The sequence below is a fragment of the Hansschlegelia sp. KR7-227 genome (assembly GCF_049446035.1).
In the GTDB taxonomy this organism is placed as follows: Bacteria; Pseudomonadota; Alphaproteobacteria; order Rhizobiales; family Methylopilaceae; genus Methylopila.
This window is the reverse complement of the sequence record NZ_JBMSEA010000001.1, coordinates 2,427,225-2,445,211: the sequence shown is the minus strand read 5'-3', so window position 1 is coordinate 2,445,211 and position 17,987 is coordinate 2,427,225. Positions and strand designations below refer to the sequence as shown.

At 69.0% G+C, this 17,987-nt stretch carries 18 protein-coding genes; 15 read left to right on the top strand and 3 right to left on the bottom strand.

All coding sequences use genetic code 11. The features are described from left to right. Positions 1-450: 450 nt before the first annotated feature. The 3 genes from ACO2RJ_RS11445 to ACO2RJ_RS11435 are packed head-to-tail and all read left to right on the top strand — an operon-like array spanning position 451 to position 3,364. On the top strand, positions 451-1,500 hold the full coding sequence (locus tag ACO2RJ_RS11445; RefSeq protein WP_423268142.1) for a TRAP transporter substrate-binding protein: 1,050 nt from the start codon (positions 451-453) through the stop codon (positions 1,498-1,500). Positions 1,501-1,506: 6 nt separating this feature from the next. Next, positions 1,507-2,049: a TRAP transporter small permease subunit gene (locus ACO2RJ_RS11440; protein ID WP_423268141.1), complete on the top strand. Its 543-nt coding sequence runs from the start codon at positions 1,507-1,509 to the stop codon at positions 2,047-2,049. Beyond that, positions 2,039-3,364 carry a TRAP transporter large permease gene (locus ACO2RJ_RS11435; RefSeq protein ID WP_423268140.1) on the top strand — a complete coding sequence of 442 codons (1,326 nt, stop codon included), beginning with the start codon at positions 2,039-2,041 and terminating at the stop codon, positions 3,362-3,364. Before ACO2RJ_RS11440 ends, ACO2RJ_RS11435 begins: the two co-directional genes overlap by 11 nt. A 181-nt stretch (positions 3,365-3,545) precedes the next feature. Here the strand turns inward: ACO2RJ_RS11435 and ACO2RJ_RS11430 are convergent, their stop codons facing one another. Together ACO2RJ_RS11430 and ACO2RJ_RS11425 are read right to left on the bottom strand one after the other, a co-directional pair. Beyond that, entirely contained in the window at positions 3,546-3,980 is a 435-nt protein-coding gene (locus tag ACO2RJ_RS11430) for a GlcG/HbpS family heme-binding protein (RefSeq protein ID WP_423268139.1), read from the bottom strand. A gap of 184 nt (positions 3,981-4,164) precedes the next feature. Next, complete coding sequence (locus ACO2RJ_RS11425) at positions 4,165-4,539, bottom strand: hypothetical protein (RefSeq protein ID WP_423268138.1); 375 nt, start codon at positions 4,537-4,539, stop codon at positions 4,165-4,167. Positions 4,540-4,815: 276 nt separating this feature from the next. Here ACO2RJ_RS11425 and ACO2RJ_RS11420 point away from each other — a divergent pair, with 276 nt between their 5' ends. From ACO2RJ_RS11420 to ACO2RJ_RS11380, 9 genes are all read left to right on the top strand, one after another. Further along, positions 4,816-5,841 (top strand): extracellular solute-binding protein, encoded by a 1,026-nt coding sequence (locus ACO2RJ_RS11420; RefSeq protein ID WP_423268137.1) that lies wholly within the window; start codon positions 4,816-4,818, stop codon positions 5,839-5,841. Beyond that, on the top strand, positions 5,838-7,385 hold the full coding sequence (locus ACO2RJ_RS11415) for an ABC transporter permease (protein ID WP_423268136.1): 1,548 nt from the start codon (positions 5,838-5,840) through the stop codon (positions 7,383-7,385). The genes ACO2RJ_RS11420 and ACO2RJ_RS11415 overlap by 4 nt, the downstream gene beginning before the upstream one ends. Beyond that, the gene (locus ACO2RJ_RS11410) at positions 7,385-8,410 is read left to right on the top strand and encodes an ABC transporter ATP-binding protein (RefSeq protein WP_423268135.1); all 1,026 of its coding nucleotides are present in this window, start codon (positions 7,385-7,387) and stop codon (positions 8,408-8,410) included. The genes ACO2RJ_RS11415 and ACO2RJ_RS11410 overlap by 1 nt, the downstream gene beginning before the upstream one ends. A gap of 185 nt (positions 8,411-8,595) precedes the next feature. Then, positions 8,596-8,778, top strand: coding sequence for a hypothetical protein (locus tag ACO2RJ_RS11405; RefSeq protein WP_423268134.1), 183 nt, complete (start codon positions 8,596-8,598; stop codon positions 8,776-8,778). Between the two features lie 79 nt (positions 8,779-8,857). After that, a complete protein-coding gene (locus ACO2RJ_RS11400) occupies positions 8,858-9,034 on the top strand; it encodes a hypothetical protein (protein WP_423268133.1) in 177 nt (58 codons plus the stop codon). 136 nt (positions 9,035-9,170) lie between these two features. Further along, positions 9,171-10,187, top strand: coding sequence for an aKG-HExxH-type peptide beta-hydroxylase (locus ACO2RJ_RS11395; protein WP_423268132.1), 1,017 nt, complete (start codon positions 9,171-9,173; stop codon positions 10,185-10,187). Then, positions 10,184-10,459 (top strand): acyl carrier protein, encoded by a 276-nt coding sequence (locus ACO2RJ_RS11390; RefSeq protein WP_423268131.1) that lies wholly within the window; start codon positions 10,184-10,186, stop codon positions 10,457-10,459. Before ACO2RJ_RS11395 ends, ACO2RJ_RS11390 begins: the two co-directional genes overlap by 4 nt. Continuing rightward, positions 10,456-11,274: a hypothetical protein gene (locus ACO2RJ_RS11385; RefSeq protein WP_423268130.1), complete on the top strand. Its 819-nt coding sequence runs from the start codon at positions 10,456-10,458 to the stop codon at positions 11,272-11,274. The genes ACO2RJ_RS11390 and ACO2RJ_RS11385 overlap by 4 nt, the downstream gene beginning before the upstream one ends. Beyond that, complete coding sequence (locus ACO2RJ_RS11380; RefSeq protein WP_423268129.1) at positions 11,271-12,740, top strand: class I adenylate-forming enzyme family protein; 1,470 nt, start codon at positions 11,271-11,273, stop codon at positions 12,738-12,740. Before ACO2RJ_RS11385 ends, ACO2RJ_RS11380 begins: the two co-directional genes overlap by 4 nt. Positions 12,741-12,750: 10 nt before the next feature. Here ACO2RJ_RS11380 and ACO2RJ_RS11375 read toward each other — a convergent pair whose 3' ends face one another. Beyond that, a complete protein-coding gene (locus ACO2RJ_RS11375) occupies positions 12,751-13,632 on the bottom strand; it encodes an aldose 1-epimerase family protein (RefSeq protein ID WP_423268128.1) in 882 nt (293 codons plus the stop codon). A gap of 589 nt (positions 13,633-14,221) precedes the next feature. Between ACO2RJ_RS11375 and ACO2RJ_RS11370 the strand changes: the two genes are divergently transcribed. The 3 genes from ACO2RJ_RS11370 to ACO2RJ_RS11360 are packed head-to-tail and all read left to right on the top strand — an operon-like array spanning position 14,222 to position 17,981. Next, positions 14,222-15,556, top strand: a complete 1,335-nt coding sequence (locus tag ACO2RJ_RS11370; protein ID WP_423268127.1) for a lysine N(6)-hydroxylase/L-ornithine N(5)-oxygenase family protein — start codon at positions 14,222-14,224, stop codon at positions 15,554-15,556. Further along, a complete protein-coding gene (locus ACO2RJ_RS11365) occupies positions 15,553-16,152 on the top strand; it encodes a GNAT family N-acetyltransferase (protein WP_423268126.1) in 600 nt (199 codons plus the stop codon). The genes ACO2RJ_RS11370 and ACO2RJ_RS11365 overlap by 4 nt, the downstream gene beginning before the upstream one ends. Beyond that, positions 16,149-17,981, top strand: coding sequence for an IucA/IucC family protein (locus ACO2RJ_RS11360; protein ID WP_423268125.1), 1,833 nt, complete (start codon positions 16,149-16,151; stop codon positions 17,979-17,981). The genes ACO2RJ_RS11365 and ACO2RJ_RS11360 overlap by 4 nt, the downstream gene beginning before the upstream one ends. Positions 17,982-17,987: the final 6 nt, after the last annotated feature.

Sequence of the window (17,987 nt, the reverse complement as noted above, 5' to 3'; positions counted from 1 at the left end):
GGGCGGTTCCGCAGTCTGCGGTCTCCGGTAGCCGCGCCGTGAGGTCCTTCACGCTTGCGCCGGGGCGCCGCCCAGCTGTGGACGGGCCGCGGATGGCGCGCATTCGCCGTCGACGCGACGAGGGACAGGCGCTTTGTCGAGACGCGGTCCAGGAAATCCGCCGGGCCTGCGCGACCGGCCGGCCTTGGATCTTCATGATCTCCGCCGCCGCTCGCCCCGGTTCTGACGACCGGGCGGCCCGCCCTCATGCCTGGACCGAGCCCAAACGGACCGACCCCTATCCCGGGTCGTGAAGAACGCCGGTTGTGACAAACCCGTGAGCCGCTCCGCCCGCGCGGCTGGCATGCCATTTGCTGCCGGCGTCTCGCAATGAAATCGGGGCCGCCCTGGGCGCCTGAGCGAGGTAGCATGGATCGTCGTAGAGTCTTATCGGCTGGGGCGCTCGGCGCCGTGGCGTCGCTCGCAGCGCCAGCCGTGGCGCGCGCACAGCAGACCTTCTCCTGGAAGATGACCAATGCCTACGGCCCCGGCGCGCCGTTCTACGTGACGGGGCCCGGCAGCCCGACCTATTTCTGCGACCTCGTGAAACAGATGTCGGGCGGCCGGCTGACCATCCAGCACTTCGCCGCCGGGGAGCTCATCCCGGCGCTTGAGGGTTTCGACGCCTGTTCGGCCGGCACGGTCGAGATGAACGCGGCGAATTCGTATTTTTGGGCAGGCAAGGTCCCCGCCGCCCAATTTTTCACCACTGTGCCGTTCGGGCTCAACTTCCAGGGGCAGAATGCGTGGATCTACCATGGCGGCGGTCTGGCGCTCTGGGAGGAGCTCTACAAGCCGTTCAACCTGGTGCCGATGCCGATGGGCAACACCGGCGTGCAGATGACCGGCTGGTTCAGAAAGCCGATCGAGAAGATCGAGGACTTCAAGGGCCTCAAGATGCGCATCCCCGGCCTCGCCGGAAAGGTCTATGCGCAGCTCGGCGTCGACGTGAAGCTGCTACCCGGCGGCGAAATCTTCCCGGCGCTGGAGCGCGGCGTGATCGACGCGGCCGAGTTCGTCGGCCCGTATCAGGATCGTCGCCTCGGCCTGCAGAAGGCGGCGAAATATTACTACACCACCGGCTGGCACGAGCCGAACAACGTCACCGAGCTGACGATCAATCAGGCCGCCTGGGACTCGCTGCCCGACGACCTCAAGGCGATCGTCCGTACGGCGGCCGCGGCCTGCAACACGATCAGCCACACCTGGTGCGAGGCGACCAACGCCGAGGCGCTCGACGATCTCGTGAAGAATCAGGGGGTGATCGCAGGTCCGCTGCCGAAGGAGGTGGTCGAGGGGTTGCGCGCCACGACCAAGACGACGCTCGACGGCCTAGCGGCCTCCGATCCGAAGATCAAGAAGGTCTACGACGCCTTCCTTGCGTTCAAGGAAAAGCACGACAAGTGGGCCGGCGTCTCCGAAGCCGTGTTCCAGGAGCAGATCCGCGTCGGCGGCGTTTGATCCTGCATGCCTGAGCGCCTGGAGACCTGGGCCCAGGGCCTCGACGCCGTCGTCGAGGTCTTCGGCCGCATCGCCGCGTGGACGGGCCTCGCCCTCGTCCTCGTCATGGCGGGCAACGTCGTCGCCCGCTATCTCTTTCACATCGGCTCGGTTGCGACCCAGGAGCTCGAGTGGCACCTCATGGCGCCGCTGACGCTGCTCTGCATCGCCTACACGATCAAGCATGACGGTCATGTGCGGGTCGACATCTTCTATTCGAGCCTGCCGGAAACGGTCCGACGCGCGATCGACCTGTTCTCCGCGCTCTGCGCGCTCGCGCTCGCCGTCCTGATCGTCAAGATCTCAATGCCCTACGTCATGCAGTCCTACCGCATCGGCGAGGGCTCGCCGGATCCTGGCGGGCTGCCCTATCGCTGGATCATCAAGGCCATGATCCCGGCGGGGTTCGTGCTGTTCGGCCTCCAGAGCCTCGCCTCCGTGCTGCGCGCGCTGAAGCCGTTCTTCGGCGGCCAGGACGGTCTCAAGACGGCGTCGATCAATGCCGGTTAACGAGATCCTCGCGCTCTGCTGCATCGGCTCGTTTTTCGTCCTGCTGTTCGTCGGCGTGCCCGTCGCGCTGACGCTCGCCATCTCCGGCTTCGTCTTCGGCTGGCTTGGCTTCGGGACGGGCCTATTCAACCTCTTGCCTGCGCGCATCTATGGCGTGACCGCGAACTACACGCTCATCGCCATCCCGCTCTTCGTGTTCATGGGGGTGATGCTCGAGAAGTCGCGCATGGCCGACGAGCTCATGGAGGTCATCGGCTATCTCGCCGGCGGCCTGCGCGGCGGCATGGGGCTCGGCATCGTGCTGGTCGGCATGCTGATGGGAGCGACCACCGGCATCGTCGGCGCGACCATCGTGACGCTCGGCCTGCTCACCCTGCCGACGCTGCTCAAGCGCGGCTATGACAAGCGACTGTCCTGCGGGGCGATCTGCGCCTCCGGCACGCTCGGCCAGCTCATACCGCCGAGCACGATCCTGATCCTGCTCGCCGACATAATGGGCCAGTCGGTCGGCACGCTGTTCGCCGCCGCCGTGATGCCGGGACTTCTGCTCACCGCCATCCTCGGCGCCTACATCCTGCTGGTCGGGGTCTTCAAGCCGGAAATGGTCCCGCCAATTCCGCTTGCGGAGCGGCAGGCGCTGCCGCGGCGCGAGCTCTGGATGAAGACGCTGAAGGTCGGCGTGCCGCCGATTGCGCTCGTGCTCGCGGTGCTGGGCTCGATCATCGGCGGCGTGGCGGCCCCGACCGAGGCGGCCTCAATGGGCGCGGTCGGGTCGATCCTCGTCGCGGCGGTCGCGGGCCGGCTGTCGATGAAGACGTTGGTGGACGTCGTGAACTCCACGGCGCGCATCACCGCCATGATGTTCTCCATCCTGATCTGCAGTCAGGTGTTCGCGCTGTCGTTTCGCGGCCTCGGCGGCGAACGCCTCGTGCACGACGCCTTCGAGATGGTGCCGGGCGGCTCGACGGGCATGCTGATTTTCATGCTCGCGATCATCTTCGTGCTCGGCTTCTTCATCGAGTGGATCGAGATCAGCTACATCGTGGTGCCGATGTTCCTGCCGCTGATGATCGCCGACGGGGTCAACATCGTGTGGGCCGCCTCGCTCATCGCGGTGGTGCTCCAGACCTCGTTCCTGACGCCGCCCTTCGGTTGGGCGCTGTTCTATCTCCGGGGCGTCGCGCCTCCGGAGGTCTCGACGCTCGACATCTACAAGGGCGTCGTGCCGTTCATCGGCCTGCAACTCGTCGCGCTCTTGGTGGTGTTCTTCTTCCCCGGCGTCGCGACCTGGCTGCCGACCGCGATCGGGTGGTGACGGCGACCCCGGGTCGCAGCGGGCCTTCATGACCCGCGCGCCATCCGGGAGGCGACGATCGGGATGGAGCGCGTCGGGCGCGGGGAGGAAACCGGCTCAAGGCGTCGCGGGCGGCGCAGGACTTTCGCCGCCTGGCCGATGCGACGGTCCACGACCGCCGGGGAGGCCGATCCTCCCGACCTCACGTTCGCCAAGGATGGGCCGGCAGCTCCCAGGTTCCGAGCGCCGCGGCGCCGGCGGTCGCGACCGCGTGATCGTTCTCGACCGAACTGCCGCTGACGCCGATCGCGCCCATCATCACGCCGTCCTTGTCGACGATCGGGAGGCCGCCCGGAAAGGTGATCAGTCCGCCGTTCGAATGCTCGATGCCGTAAAGCGGGCCGCCCGGCTGCGAGAGCTTGCCGATCTCGCCGGTCGGCATGCCGAAGAACACGGCGGTCTTGGCCTTCTTGATCGCGATGTCGATGCTGCCAACCCAGGCGTCGTCCATGCGATGGAAGGCCTTGAGGTCCGCGCCGGAATCCACGACCGCGACGCACATGAAGGTGTCGATCGCGCGGGCTTTCTCCACCGCGGCGCGGATCGCGGCCTCGGCGTTCTCGAGGGTGACGTGCATTGCGTTCTCCTGAAGGCCTTCGGTCGGGAGGGGAGGGCGTATATAGGCGTCGCGCGTCGTCCGCCCGCCGGAACTTTCGCAGCACGCCGGCCGGGCGCTCGGAGGGGGCGACCTTGCCCCGCGGGCTGGAACCGGCAGGCGCGCTCGCGTTGAGCGCGGGCTCGCATCGCGATCGGGCGCCCGGTCAGTTCAGCAGCGTCGGCACCACGTCCGCGCCGATCGCCGAGAACACGCCGACGCCCGTGAGCACGAGGCCGAGCATGTAGCTTCGCGTCGCCTTGTCGTAGGTCGTCTTGATCAGGCCCTCGACGGGCAGAAGCAGAGCGAGCGCCCTGATCTGCAAGACGCTGCCGACGAACATCACGACGATCGGCGGCGTGTCATAGGCGTGCCAGACGCCCGGACTGGCCGCCCATTGCGCGATGAAGCCCAGCGAGAAGGAGACGGTCACGCCGAAGGCCGTGATCGTGCCGTTGCGGAACACGGCGTCGACCCGCGCCTGACCGTCCGGCGTGTCCGGCGCTCGGCCGTCGTCGCCCGAGAAAGCTCCCTGATTCACGACAACGCTCCACGGCAAAGGGTCGCCGGTCGGCGCCCGGCGCGCCCACCATAGCCGGGCCGCAAGCGGCCGGTCACCTGGACCGACATGGGCGACCAAGACCGATGGTCTCTGCGGAGACGGCGGACTTGGCTCGCGGTCTCGGGACGGGGGAACGGGTCAGCGCGGGTCCGCGGCGGCGGGCTTCGCCCGTGCGGCGGCTCCCACAGTTGACATGTCGGCGCGGAGGACATTTGTCGACTTTCCGAACAACGGCAATAATTTAGAGCAGTTCTAATGAGTCTCTTCGACAGGCGCGCGCTCCTTCGGACGGGCGCGTCTCTGGGCGCTGCGGCCGTCGTCCCGGCCGGTCTCGCGACCCCCGCCGGCGCGGCCGAGACGCTGACGCTCTACAATGGCCAGCACGCCGAGCCTGCGACCGCCGTGGTCCAGGCCTTCATGAACGCGACCGGCGTTCAGGTCGCGATCCGCAAAGGCGGCAGCGCCCAGCTCGCCAACCAGATCCTGGAGGAGGGCGCAGCCTCGCCCGCCGACGTCTTCTTCTCCGAAGAGACGGCGCCGGTCGCCATGCTCGCCGCCCGAAAGCTGCTGGCGCCCGTCGATCCGGCGACGCTCGCCGCGCTCCCGCCGCAATACGCCGCCCGGGACGGAAGCTGGGTCGGGATCACGGCGCGCTGCCGGGTCGTCGCCTATGACATGCGCCAGATTGCGCCCGGCGAGCTGCCGGCTTCGGTGCTCGATTTCGCGACGCCCGCCTGGAAGGGCCGGGTGGCCTATGTCCCGACCAGCGGCGAGTTCCAGAGCCAGGCGCTGGCGATCGACAAGCTCAGGGGCCGCGACGCCGCGATCGCGTGGCTCAAGGGCCTCAAGGACAACGGCCGCGTCTACAATGGCAACGTCGCCGCCGTGCAGGCGGTGCAGCGCGGCGAGATCGCGACCGCGCTCGTCAACAGCTACTACTGGTTCTCCGTGGCCGACGAGATCGGCGAGGAGAACATGCGGTGCCAGCTGCACTATCTCGGCCATAAGGATCCGGGCGCGCTGGTCACGCTGTCGGCCGCGGGCGCGCTGGCCTCGAGCCGCAAGCCGGAGCTTGCGCAGCGCTTCCTCGCCTTCATGACCGGCGAAGCGGGACAGCAGGCGATCGTGGATGCGGTTGCGGAGTATCCGGTCCGGCCGGGCGTCGTTTCTCCCTACAAGCTGAAGCCGATCGGCGAACTCGACCCGCCCGATGTGGCGCCGGACGACGTCAGCGACGGCGCCGCCGCGCTCGCGCTGCAGCGCGAGGCCGGCCTCGCGTGACCCTCGCGGCCGCCGCGCGGCGCGATCCGCTTCCGCCGGCCTGGCTCCTCCTCGCGGGGGCGATCCCCTGCGGTCTGATCGCGCTGCCGATGGTCTACGTCGCCGTCCGGGCCTGGGGGGTCGGCGCGTCCGGCGTGGCCGAGGAGCTGTTCCGCGCCCGCACCTGGGAGCTGCTTGTCAACACCGTCACGCTGGCGACGAGCGTCACGCTGGCGTCGGCCGTGATCGGCGTCGCGACCGCCTGGTGCGTGGAGCGCTGCGATCTGCCGGGGCGCCGGGTCTGGCGTATTCTCGCCGCGCTTCCGCTCGCCGTGCCGGCCTTCGTCGCGAGCTTCGCCTGGGCGTCGATCGACGTCGCGTTCCAGGGCATGGCGGGGGCCGTCCTGATCCTGTCGCTGTCGCATTATCCGCTGGTCCATCTGCCCGTGTCGGCAGCCCTCAGGGGGATGGACCCCGCCTATGAGGACGTCTCGCGCTCGCTCGGCCGCGGTCCTTGGCGGACCTTCACGGGCGCCGTGCTGCCACAGGCCTGGCCGGCGCTCGGCGCGGGCGCGCTCCTGGTGCTCGCGCACATGCTGGCTGAGTTCGGCGCGCTCGCCCTGCTGCGCGTCCAGACCTTCACGACCGCGATCTACGCCTCCTACGAGCTCCAGTTCGACAGCGGCTCGGCCGCTCTGCAGTCGGCGATCCTCATGGCGCTGTGCCTCCCGGTCGCGCTGGGCGAGATGCGGCTGCGCCAGAACCTGCGTTTCGCGCGCAGCGGCCGCGGCGGCCGCCGCGACCAGCGGCTGGCGCCGCTCGGGCGCGCGCGACCCGCCGTGCTGCTCGGTTTTTCCGCCCTCACGGCGCTGTCGACCGGCGTTCCTGTCGGCATGCTGGTCTATTGGCTCGTGGTCGGCCGCTCCGGCGGCCGCGGGCTCGCCGATCTGGGCGCCGCCATCGAGGGTTCGCTCAGCCTCGCGCTTCCGGGCGCCGTCGTGGTCACGCTGCTCGCGCTGCCGCTGGCGCTCGCCTCGACGCGCCATCGCGGCGCGCTCGCCAAGATCGCCGACCGTCTGCCCTATGTCGTGCACGGACTCCCCGGGCTCGTCGTCGCGCTCGCGCTCACCTTCTTCGCGATCCGCTTCGCGCCCGCGGTCTACCAGACGGTCGCGCTGCTGTTTGCGGCCTACGCCGTGCTGTTCCTGCCGCTCGCGCAATCGGCGTTGCGGGCGTCGCTGGAGCTGGCTCCGCCCGGACTCGAGGAGGTCGCCCGGAGCCTCGGCAAGGGGCCGCTCGCCGCCTTCGCCTCCGTCACCTTGCCCAACGTGCTTCCGGGCCTCGGCGCCGCCCTGGCGCTCATGACGCTCGAACTGGTCCGCGAACTCACCGCCACCCTGCTTCTCGCGCCGATCGGCGTCACGACGCTCGCGACCGAAGTCTGGTCCCGGGCCAATGACGGGCAATACGCGGCGGCGGCGCCCTTCGCCGCGCTGCTGGTCGCGCTTTCCGCGGTCCCGGTCTACGTGTTTACCCGCCGCAGCCTCGAACTCGACGATTTCTGATGGGCAGCCTCTCCCTCCGCGCCGTCGAGAAGTCCTTTGGCGGGCAGGCCGTGCTGCGCGGCGTGGGCTTCTCCATGGGCGAGGGCGAGATCGCCGCGCTGCTCGGGCCGTCCGGCTGCGGAAAGACCACCCTGCTGCGTCTGATCGCAGGCTTCGACCGCGTCGACGCCGGCGAGATCGCGATCGATGGGGCGGTCGTGTCCAGCCGACGCGAGCACGTGCCGCCCGAGCGGCGCCGCATCGGCTACGTGCCCCAGGAGGGCGCGCTGTTCCCGCATCTCACGGTCGCGGGGAACGTCGGCTACGGGCTGAGGCGCGCCGAGCGCACGGCGGACCGCATAGGGCGGGCGCTCGCGCTGGTCGGCTGCGGGGCGCTCGCCGGCCGCTACCCCCACCAGCTGTCCGGCGGCCAGCAGCAGCGCGTCGCGCTCGCCCGCGCGCTTGCGCCGAGCCCGCGGCTGGTGGCGCTCGACGAACCCTTCAACGGCCTCGACCTCGACCTGCGGCGGGGGCTTTCGGCCGAGGTGGTCGCGACGCTGAGGCGAAGCGGCGCATCGGCGGTGCTCGTCACGCATGATCCCGAGGAGGCGTTCGCGAGCGCCGACCTCGTGGCCGTCATGCATGAGGGGCGCATCGCCCAGATCGGAGACCCACGCGCCGTCTACCGCACGCCGGCGAGCGCGGAGGTCGCGCGCATCACCGGCTCGGCGATCTTTCTCGAAGCGACGATCCGCGACGGCTTGGCGGACACCGCGATCGGGACCGCCACGCTCGCGGCCGTCGCGCCCGGCGTGGACGGACGGGTCTATCTCTGCGTGCGTCCCGAGCAGATCGTCATCGGCGCCGCGGGATCGGGACGGACCGCGACCGTCGTGAACCGCAGCTTCCGCGGGGATCACGTCGTGCTCGAGGCGATGGCCGGCGACCACCGCTTGTCGGTGCGCGCGCCTGCGGACTTCGACATGGGCGCGGGGGCGATCGATCTGGCGATATCCAGTCCCTGCGTCGCCTTTCCCCGGCCGTGACGGCGAGGGGCTCATCTGCCCACAAATGCCGGCGTGACTGACGATTGGCGGGTCCGTTCCGGCGGTCTGCGACGCGGGATGAAGGCGACCCTTCGACCGTCGGCGCGCCAAAGACGGCGCCGCGCTCTTGCCGGATGAGAAGGTCTATGTAAGCCTGCGGAAGCATAGGATACCGGGGGTGATCCATGAACCTTTCAAAGGACGTGGAATTCGCGCGGCTCGTTGGATTTGATCAGTTGATCGACGCAAGCGCCGGTGAATTCGACTTCAGGGACGACGCGTTCGGAGCGAAGATCGGGGCCAAGCGCGCCGATGTCGAGCCTACGGCGCGTCCGTCGGACGACTCGTCCGACGCCGGCAGCGCCTGACCGCGTACGCACGCCATCGCCTCGGCGGGCGTTCCGCCGAGGGAGTTCGCCTCTTCCCCTCAGGCTTCAGGAGCGCATCATGATTCACGAGCAGAGCGTCGACCTCTCCAAGCTGATCGGCTTTGACCAGATCTCCGAGGACCTCCATGGCGAGGTCGATTTCCGCGCCGACGCCGTCGGTTCGAAGCTTGGCGCCAAGCGCGGCGCGGAACCCGCCGCCGTTCCTGCCGACGAGGGACGCGACGCGATCGGCTGATGATCGCTGCGCGTCAAGAACTCGGACGGACGAGCGCGGAGGCCGCCTGTGGAAGTCGAAGCGATCTGATCGCTGTGGGCGCGGCGGCCCGGTGCGCAGAGCGCGACCGGCCGGGCGCCCGGCGTCGCGAGCAAGCATGACGCCCGCCAGTCCGCTGGCGCCGGACCTGGAGCGCGTCGCGTCCTGCGACGCGCTCTGGCGGCTCAAGCTGCGCGACTCTTTCGCCTATATCGCGCAGGTGCTCGAGGCTCGGGGCGAGCCTGTCGGCGGCCGGATGGCGGCGGCGGCGTCCCGTCTCGCCGAGGGGCCGGTCACGCCCTGGGTGAGCTGTCTCTACTCCTATCTCGTCGCGGAGATCACGCGGCAGGACCGTCGTCCCGTGGAGTGGCTGGTCGACGACCTCGTCGAGGCGTCGTCGCTGCCGGTTCGCGAGGAGCGCCTGATGGCGCTCGGCGATCCCGCGGTTCCGAGCCGCTGGTGGGATCATTTCCTGCGGCTGATGGACACCGACCGCGCGCTGCCGTTCAAGCCGATCGCGCCGTCGGACGCAGCCGCCCTGGCGTGCCGCGCCGAATTCGAGGCCGCCATGATTTTGCTGGCGCGCGTCGACCCCGCCTTCCATGAGGAGGTCCGCGCCCTTCTGCGCGTCATCGTGCTCGGTGCGCCCGCCGACGCCGACCCGAGCAGCCATTTCGGGGCCTGCTCGAGCTTCTTCCTGCGCGAGGGCGTGCTGATCAACGCCGCCCAGCGGCGAAGCCCGATCCGCATGCTCGACATGCTGATCCACGAGGCGAGCCACGTTCTGCTGTTCGCGCTCGCGACGGAACAGCCGCTCACGACCGATAGGGGGGAGACGCGGCTGAAGTCCGCCGCGCGCGCCGACCTCCGCCCCGTCGACGGCATCTTCCACGCCTGCTTCGTCGCCACGCGCGTGCATCTCGCGATGAACCGCATGATCGCGAGCGGCCGGCTTGGACCGGACGACGTTCGGGAGGCGGCGCAGCGCCGCGATCGCAACCGCGACGTCGCGAAGCCGACGCTCGAGACCTTGCGCGAGCACGCCGCCGCCACGCCGCTCGGCGCCGAGGTGCTGGCGGGCTTGGACGCCTATTGGGCGCGTGAGGAGGCGACCGAGGTCGCGGGCGCGGCGTGACGACCGCCACAGCCGTTACAGCGCGCGACCTGATCCGCGCGGCGGCGCTGGCGGGCAAGCAGGAGGCCGCTCTCGACGCGGCGCTTGATCGCGCCATCGCTGACGGCGCGGACATTCCGCTCGAAAGCCTCGGTTTCGACAGCCTCGGCTGGATGGAGTTCTGCATCGCGGTCGAGGTGAACAGCGGGCTGGAGCTGACGCCCGGCCACGTCGCCGGGATGCGCACGCTTCGCGACGTCGAAGCCTGGCTGACGGCGCGCCTGCCGGCATGATCGAGGACTATCTCGCGAAAGCCCGGGCCTGCCGCACCGAGAACCTGTTCAACAGGCTGCACATCCGGCTCGAGGAGAACCTCGCGCCCCCGGAGGTCGCAGCCCTCGGCCGGGCTGCGCGGCGTCCCGACTTTCCCGAGGCCGGCCAGGCCTGGCTCGCGGGCCTCGGCGCGAAGACGCCGGGGCTGCTGGACGCGCCCGAGGCCTTCGAACGTCGCGAGATCAGCGATCGCGTCCTCTTTTACGCGGGCAAGGGCGGAGCGACGCCCAAGCGGTTGCTGATCGCCTTCACGGGCAAGGCGCGGCGGATGATGCTGCCCACGCCCGTCTTCCTTCAGGCGCTCGACGCCGCCGCGTGGGACGTCGTGCTGCTGAAGCGAACGAAATCCTTCCTGGAGGGGCTCGACGGCGAGGCGACCGATTTCGACGGCGTCATCGCCTACCTCCGGCGCGCCTTCATCCGCGCCGACTATTCCGGCGTCGCCACAGTCGGCACCAGCGGCGGCGGCGGCTTCGCGGTCGTCGCGGCGCTGAAGCTGAAGGCCGACCGCGGCGTGTCGATCAGCGGCACGGTCAACGCCGCTCTGCTCGCCCTCGCGCCCCGCCGCAACCGCTTGATGGCCGCCCTCCGGGGCCGGCCGCGGCTGTGCTTCGTCCACGCGTCCGACTTCGCGTCCGACCGGCGTGCGGCGAACCGCATGATCCGGGCCTGGGGCGGACGGCGGCGCGAGGTGCCCGGCGTGGAGGAGCACAACGTCGTCTGGCCGCTCCAGCAGCGCGGCGAGCTCAAGAGGCTTCTGAGGGAGGTCTTGTGAGCGAAACTGCGTCCACAGGCGGTCTGCCGACCTCGATCTCAGCGGCGGACATGCTGGGAGCGCGAGCCGCCGCCTCGCCAGGCGCGGACGCCGTCGTTTCGGAGGATGCGCGGGTCAGCTTCGGCGCCTTGCTCGACCGCGTCGACCGCATGATCGGGCTGCTCTGCCGCGAGGGTTGGACGCCCGGCATGGTCGTCGGCGTCGCGATGCGCGACGCCGATCTTCACCTTGCGACGGCATTGGCGCTGCTGTGTCTCGGCGATGCCCAGGTCTGCCTCCCGAGCCACGAAACCGCCGCGAGCAACCGCTCGACCATGGGGCGGCTCGGCGTCTCGTTGGTCGTCTGCGACGAGCGGCGGGATTGGATGGACGGCGTTCGCTCGGTCGTGGTCGACGAGCGAACGCTCGCCGCCGCGCCGAGCGGCCTCGCGCAGGCCCGCCCCGCGCCGGCCGACGCCGCGGCGGTCTACGTCAAGACGTCCGGGTCGACGGACGTCCCCAAGCTGTTCCCTCTGAGCTTCGCGCGGCTCGCCGGCGCGGCTGCGCGCACCGCCGCCGAGCCAAAGGAGCGGCGCGTGATGCGCACCTCCTCGATCGAGTTCGACTCGACGCGGATTTACCGCCTCTACGCCCTGCTCGGCGGCTGCGCCACGGTGATCGCCCCGCGCGACATGGCCGAGCTCGGGTCCGCCTGCAGGCGACTGGACGTCTCGCAGGTCCACATCGGGACCTATGCGCTCGCGTCGCTGCTGAACGGGGGCCGCGCGCTCTCGCCGATGCCCGAGACGACGAGCCTTCTCACCGGCGGATCGCGCGTGCCGGGGCCGCTCAGGGCGGCGATCGCCGCACGACTGTCCCGGAATCTCTGGATCTCCTATGCGACCAGCGAGATCGGCCAGATCTCGCTCGCGACGCCCGACGAACATGAGGAGCATCCCGAAGGCGTCGGCCGCCCTCGGCCCGAGGCGGAGGTCGAGATCGTCGACGCCGAAGGCAGGCCGGTCGCGCGAGGAGAGATCGGCGAGATCCGCGCGCGCCGTCCGGCGGCGCCGAAGGCCTATGTCGGCCAGGACCCGTCATCCTCCCAGTTCCGCGACGGCTGGTTCTACCCCAACGACCTGATCTCGTGGCCGGCCGGCGGCCCGCTGATCTATCACGGGCGCGCCGACGACGTGATGCTGCTGAACGGCGTCAAGATCTCCGGCGGCGCGATCGAGGACGCGCTCTCCGCGCATGCCGACGTGCGGGAGGCCGTCTCCTTTCCGATGCCGTCGCGGCTTCATGGCGAAATACCGGCCGCGGCCGTCGTGCTGGCGCCCGGCGCGGAGCGCGCGGACGCAGCGGCGCTGCTCGCGCACTGCCGGACGATCCTGGGCCTCAGGGCGCCACGCCGGATCGTCGTCGTCGACGCCATCCCGCGGACCCACACGGGAAAGCCGCTGAAGCGCGAGCTGGCGGCGCTCTAGCAGCCCCGGATCAGAGGGCGACGCGCCACTCGAAGGCCATGGAGGCTCCGGGCGGCAGCCTGACCACGCCCGGCTTCTCGACGAACGGGCCGTTCCAGTCGACCGGGCTCGCCATGCCGCGCCAGGGCTCCACGCAGAGGAACGGAGCGCCGGCCGGCGCCGACCAGACCCCGAGGTCCTCGTACCCGCTCCAGGAGATCGTGAGCGCGCGCGCCTCCGCGCCCTCCGCCGTCTTCGCCACGTAGCGGACGGAGCGGCTGGCGACGCCCGGCATCACCAGCGCGTCCTGCCGGAAGAGCTCCGGCGTCAGCGGCAGCACGCGCCCGTCGAACGGCAGTTCCTTTGCGGCGCCGAGCAGACCGTCGATGACCGAGCGGCTCGGCCCCGTCTCCCGCGCCTCGAATTCGAGGACATGCGCCTCCTTCTCTACGCCGTCGACGAGCGGCCAGCGAAAACCCGGATGCGCCCCGATGCAGAAGGGCAGGATCGTCTCGGACGAGACGTTGGTCACCTCCGCGATCACGGTGAGCGCGGCGTCTTCGGCCCCGTAGGACACGTCGAGGCGGAAGGGAAACGGATAGAGCCGGCGGCTCGCTTCGCTGTCCGTCAGCCGGAGCGCCGCGCGCCGCTCCGACCGCTCGACCCACTCGAACAGGCTGTCGCGCGCGAAGCCGTGCTGGGTCATCCGGTACGTAGCGCCGTCATGGCGCAGCGTATCGCCCGCGAGCCGTCCGACGGTCGGGAACAGGATCGGCGCGCGCCGCGGCCATTCGGGACCCGCCTGCCACAGCAACTCCTCCCCGGAGCTGTCCCTGAGGCTTTGCAGCTCGGCGCCCTCTGCCGCGATCACGACGGACAGGCCGTCGGAGCCGATGCGATGCGTATCGTCCAAAGCCGTCGCGCCCCCTCGTCGGTGTTCGTCGTCCTTAGCATGTCGAGCGTCGCCCGCGCGCGCGGGCGATCTTTGCGTGCCCGCGCCGACCCGGGAACGCGAGAGTTAAATCGTGGGGCGCGGGCGTCGAGCCGCACGCCGGCGTCGCCCCGTCGGCTTTGCGATCCGCATTCGTCGGCGGCCGACGCTCCAGCGCCGTCCCAGGCTGGGCGGCCGGTGAAGCTTCGCGGATAAGTGGCTCCCGACGTGCAGCCTGTCTGCGTGGCCTGCCGACTGTGGGGCGGCTATGAGGCCTCCAACAAAGGTCGAGAGGACTTGTGGACGTCGAACCTGCGTCGACAAAGCCCAACCCCGCGAACGTAAAAAGTCGCCGCCTTCGACCTATTGCAATGAAATAGACATCACGATTTCCAGTCGGCTCTTGCCATTAATGCCGCGGCTGTACGTATAACGCAGGAAATCGACAGACAAAGTTAGCCGAATTATTCGGTCCCTGGATGCACGGCGCTTTGCAATTGCGCCGTTTGCCGGTTGCGCCGCTCAGCCGAAGACACGCTACCGCCGAAAGGTTCGCGATATGGACGGTTCGATGTCGGGCGACGCCGGTCGCGCAGAAATCTTCGACTTCGTCGCCGTCGGAGTGGGGCCATTCAATCTCGGCCTGGCCTGCCTGACCGAGCCGATCGACGAACTCAACGGTCTGTTCCTCGACCGCAACGAACGGTTCGACTGGCATCCCGGGATGCTGCTCGCCGAATCGACCTTGCAGACCCCGTTCATCGGCGACCTCGTGACCTTGGCCGATCCGACCAGCCGCTTCTCGTTCCTGAACTACGTGAAGTCGCAGGGGCGAATATACGCCTTCTACATCAAGGAGGACTTCTTCCTCATGCGGAAGGAGTTCAACCAGTACTGCCAGTGGGCCGCAGAGCAACTGCCGAACGTCGAGTTCGGCCAGTCCGTGGAGCGCATCGACTATGACGACGCGCAGCGCCTCTATTGCGTGACGACGAGGAACGTGAAGACGCGCGCGCAGAACCTGCGCCTGGCGCGGCGGCTGGTGCTCGGGACCGGAGCGTCACCTGCGATCCCGGCCTGCTGCCGCGGCGTCGCGGACCGGGTCACCCACACGTCGCGCTATCTCGCGGACAAGGCGGAGCTCCAAAGGAAGCGGTCGATCACGGTGATCGGCAGCGGACAGAGCGCCGCGGAGATCTACTACGACCTTCTCCAGGAGATCGACGTTCACGGCTATCGGCTCGACTGGGTGACGCGCTCGCCCCGCTTCTTCCCGCTCGAATTGACGAAGCTCACGCTCGAGATGACTTCGCCGGACTACGCCGACTATTTCCACCGGCTGCCGGCCTTCCGGCGCGACCAGCTCATCAAGGCTCAGAAGGGCCTCTACAAGGGCATAAACGCAAGCCTGATCAATGACATCTACGACACGCTCTACAATAAGAGCCTGTCCTCCGATCTCGACGTCAATCTCCACACCAACGCCGAGCTCACGCGCTGCGCGTTCGACGAGGCGACGGGACGGTTCACGCTCGGCCTGCGCCAGACCGAGCAGGACAGCTCCTTCGAACTCGAAACCGAGGCGGTGGTGCTGGGAACCGGCTACGCGTACCGGACGCCAGCCTTCCTGAAGCCCATCCGTCACCGCATCCGCTGGGACGAAAGCGGCCGTTTCGCGGTGAAGCGCAACTACGCGATCGACGGGGCGGGGGAGGAGATCTTCGTCCAGAACGCCGAGCTCCACACCCACGGCTTCGTCGCTCCGGATCTCGGCATGGCGAGCTACCGCAACGCCAGCATCATCCGCGAAATGACGGGCCGCGAGGTCTATCCGATCGAGCGCCGTATCGCCTTCCAGCAATTTTCCGCGCCCCGCGCGCGCGCCCGCACGGCCCAGCGCGCATGAGCCCCGCCGCCGCCTACGCCCGGCCGGACGCCGTCTTCGAGCGCGTCGATCCGAAGGTCGGACGCTTCACGCTGCGGCCGCTCGACCTGTCCAAGGACGCAGGTCTGATCGTCGACTGGGTCCGGCGACCTTACGCCCGCTATTGGAACATGGCCGACAAGACCGAAGATGAAGTCGCTGCGTTCTACGCCGCGCTGACGCGTTCGGCGCACGCAGCGGCCTATCTCGGCGAACGCCATGGCGCGCCGGCGTTCCTCACAGAGATCTACGATCCGCGTCACGACCAAGTCGGGGACCATTACGAGGCGTCGGCCGGAGACCGCGGCATGCATGTTCTCGTCGCTCCGGCGGAGCGACAGATAGCCGGCTTCACTCTGGCGGTGATGCGCACGATCATGGCCTTCGTCTTCGACGATCCCGCTGCGCGCCGCGTCGTCGTGGAGCCTGACATCCGCAACGACAAGATTCACGCGCTGAACCGGGCCGTCGGCTTCGTCTACGACCGACCCGTCGCGTTCCGGGAGAAGACCGCCCATCTCGCCTTCTGCACGCGCGCGGCGTTCGAAGCCTCCCTCGCAGAGGAGACCGCAACATGAACCAGTTGGCAGCCGCCTCGCTCGGCGCGGCCGAGCGCGCGGCCGAGCATCTCACGCCCGAGCGCTGGGCGGACGCTAATCGTCGACTCGTCCGGAAGATGATCGCGGAGTTCGCCCATGAGCTGCTGATCGCGCCGCGCTACGTCCAAAGCGAGGGCGCGTGGGACCGTTACGCGCTCGACAATGGCGACCCCAACTTCGAGTACCGCTTCCGGGCCCGCCGCCTGCCGCTCGATCACTGGCTGATCGACGAGGCCTCCCTGGAGAAACGCCTGGTGGGATTGCCGGCGCCGCTCGACGCATTGGAGTTCACGCTTGAGTTCCAGGCGGCGCTCGGGATCAGGGAGGCGATGCTCCCCATCTATCTCGAGGAGATCTCGAGCACCCTTTACGGCGCCGCCTTCAAGGCCGCGAAATCCTGGCTGCCGGCCGCGCGGCTCGCTCGCGCCGACCACCAGACGATCGAGACCGGGATGTCCGAGGGCCATCCGACCTTCGTCGCCAACAACGGCCGGCTCGGCTTCGACGCGCAGGATTATCGCGCCTACGCGCCGGAGGCGGCGAACCCCGTCCGGCTCGTCTGGCTCGCGGTCGCGCGATCCTGCGCGACCTTCACGAGCCTGAGCGATCTCGGTTACGCCGAGCTCATGGAGGAGGAGCTCGGCGTGGAGACGCTCGCGTCGTTCGCCGAGCGGCTCGCGGCGCTTGGGCTCGACGCGGCGGACTACCTCTATATGCCGGCGCATCCCTGGCAGTGGTTCAACAAGCTCGCGATGACCTTCGCGACGGACGTGGCCGCGCGCCGCATCGTCTGTCTCGGTCAAAGCGAGGACCGCTATCTCGCGCAGCAGTCGATCCGGACGTTCTACAACCTCACGACTCCGCGCCGCCGCTACGTGAAGACGGCGATCTCGGTCCTCAACATGGGCTTCATGCGGGGGCTGTCGCCGAAATACATGGTGGCGACGCCGGCGATCAACGAATGGCTCGCGGATCTCGTGGCGAACGACGCGACGTTGAAGGCGACCGGCTTTTCGATCCTGCGCGAGGTCGCCGCGATCGGCTACCGCTACCGGCCCTATGATGAAGGGCTGAAGCAGGACTCCGCCTACAAGAAGATGCTCGCCGCGCTGTGGCGCGACACTCCTCTGCCTGAGGCGAAGGCCGGCCAGCGGCTGATGACGATGGCCGCTCTGCTGCATGTCGACCCAGACGGCGGAGCGTTGCTGCCCGCGCTGATCGAGGCCTCCGGCCTCGAGCCCGACGCGTGGCTCGCGCGCTATCTCGACGCCTATCTCGTTCCGCTGGTCCATTGCTTCTACGAACACGATCTCGCCTTCATGCCGCACGGCGAGAACCTGATCCTCGTGCTGGAGGACCATGCGCCGGTCCGCGTCGTCATGAAGGACATCGGGGAGGAGATCGGCGTGCTGAACGGCGCGCGGCCGCTGCCCAGGGCGATCGAGCGCATCGCCTTCTCGGTCGACGAGGCGACCAAGCTGAACTGCGTCTTCACCGACGTGTTCGATTGCTTCTTCCGCTATCTCAACGCCTTGCTGGTCGAGCATATGGGATTTGACGAGCTCCGCTTCTGGCGTCTCGTCGGCGCCTCGGTCGAACGTTATCTCGGGGCCCATCCTGAACATGCCGAGAAGGCTCGGCGGCACGATCTGTTCGCGCCGCGCTTCGTCCGGAACTGCCTGAACCGGCTTCAGCTCAACGACAACCAGCAGATGCTGAACCTGCTCGAACCTGAAACGAGCCTGCAATTCGTCGGCACGCTCGACAACCCGCTGGCGATCGTGCGCGCGGCGAACGCGTCCGAATGACGGCGG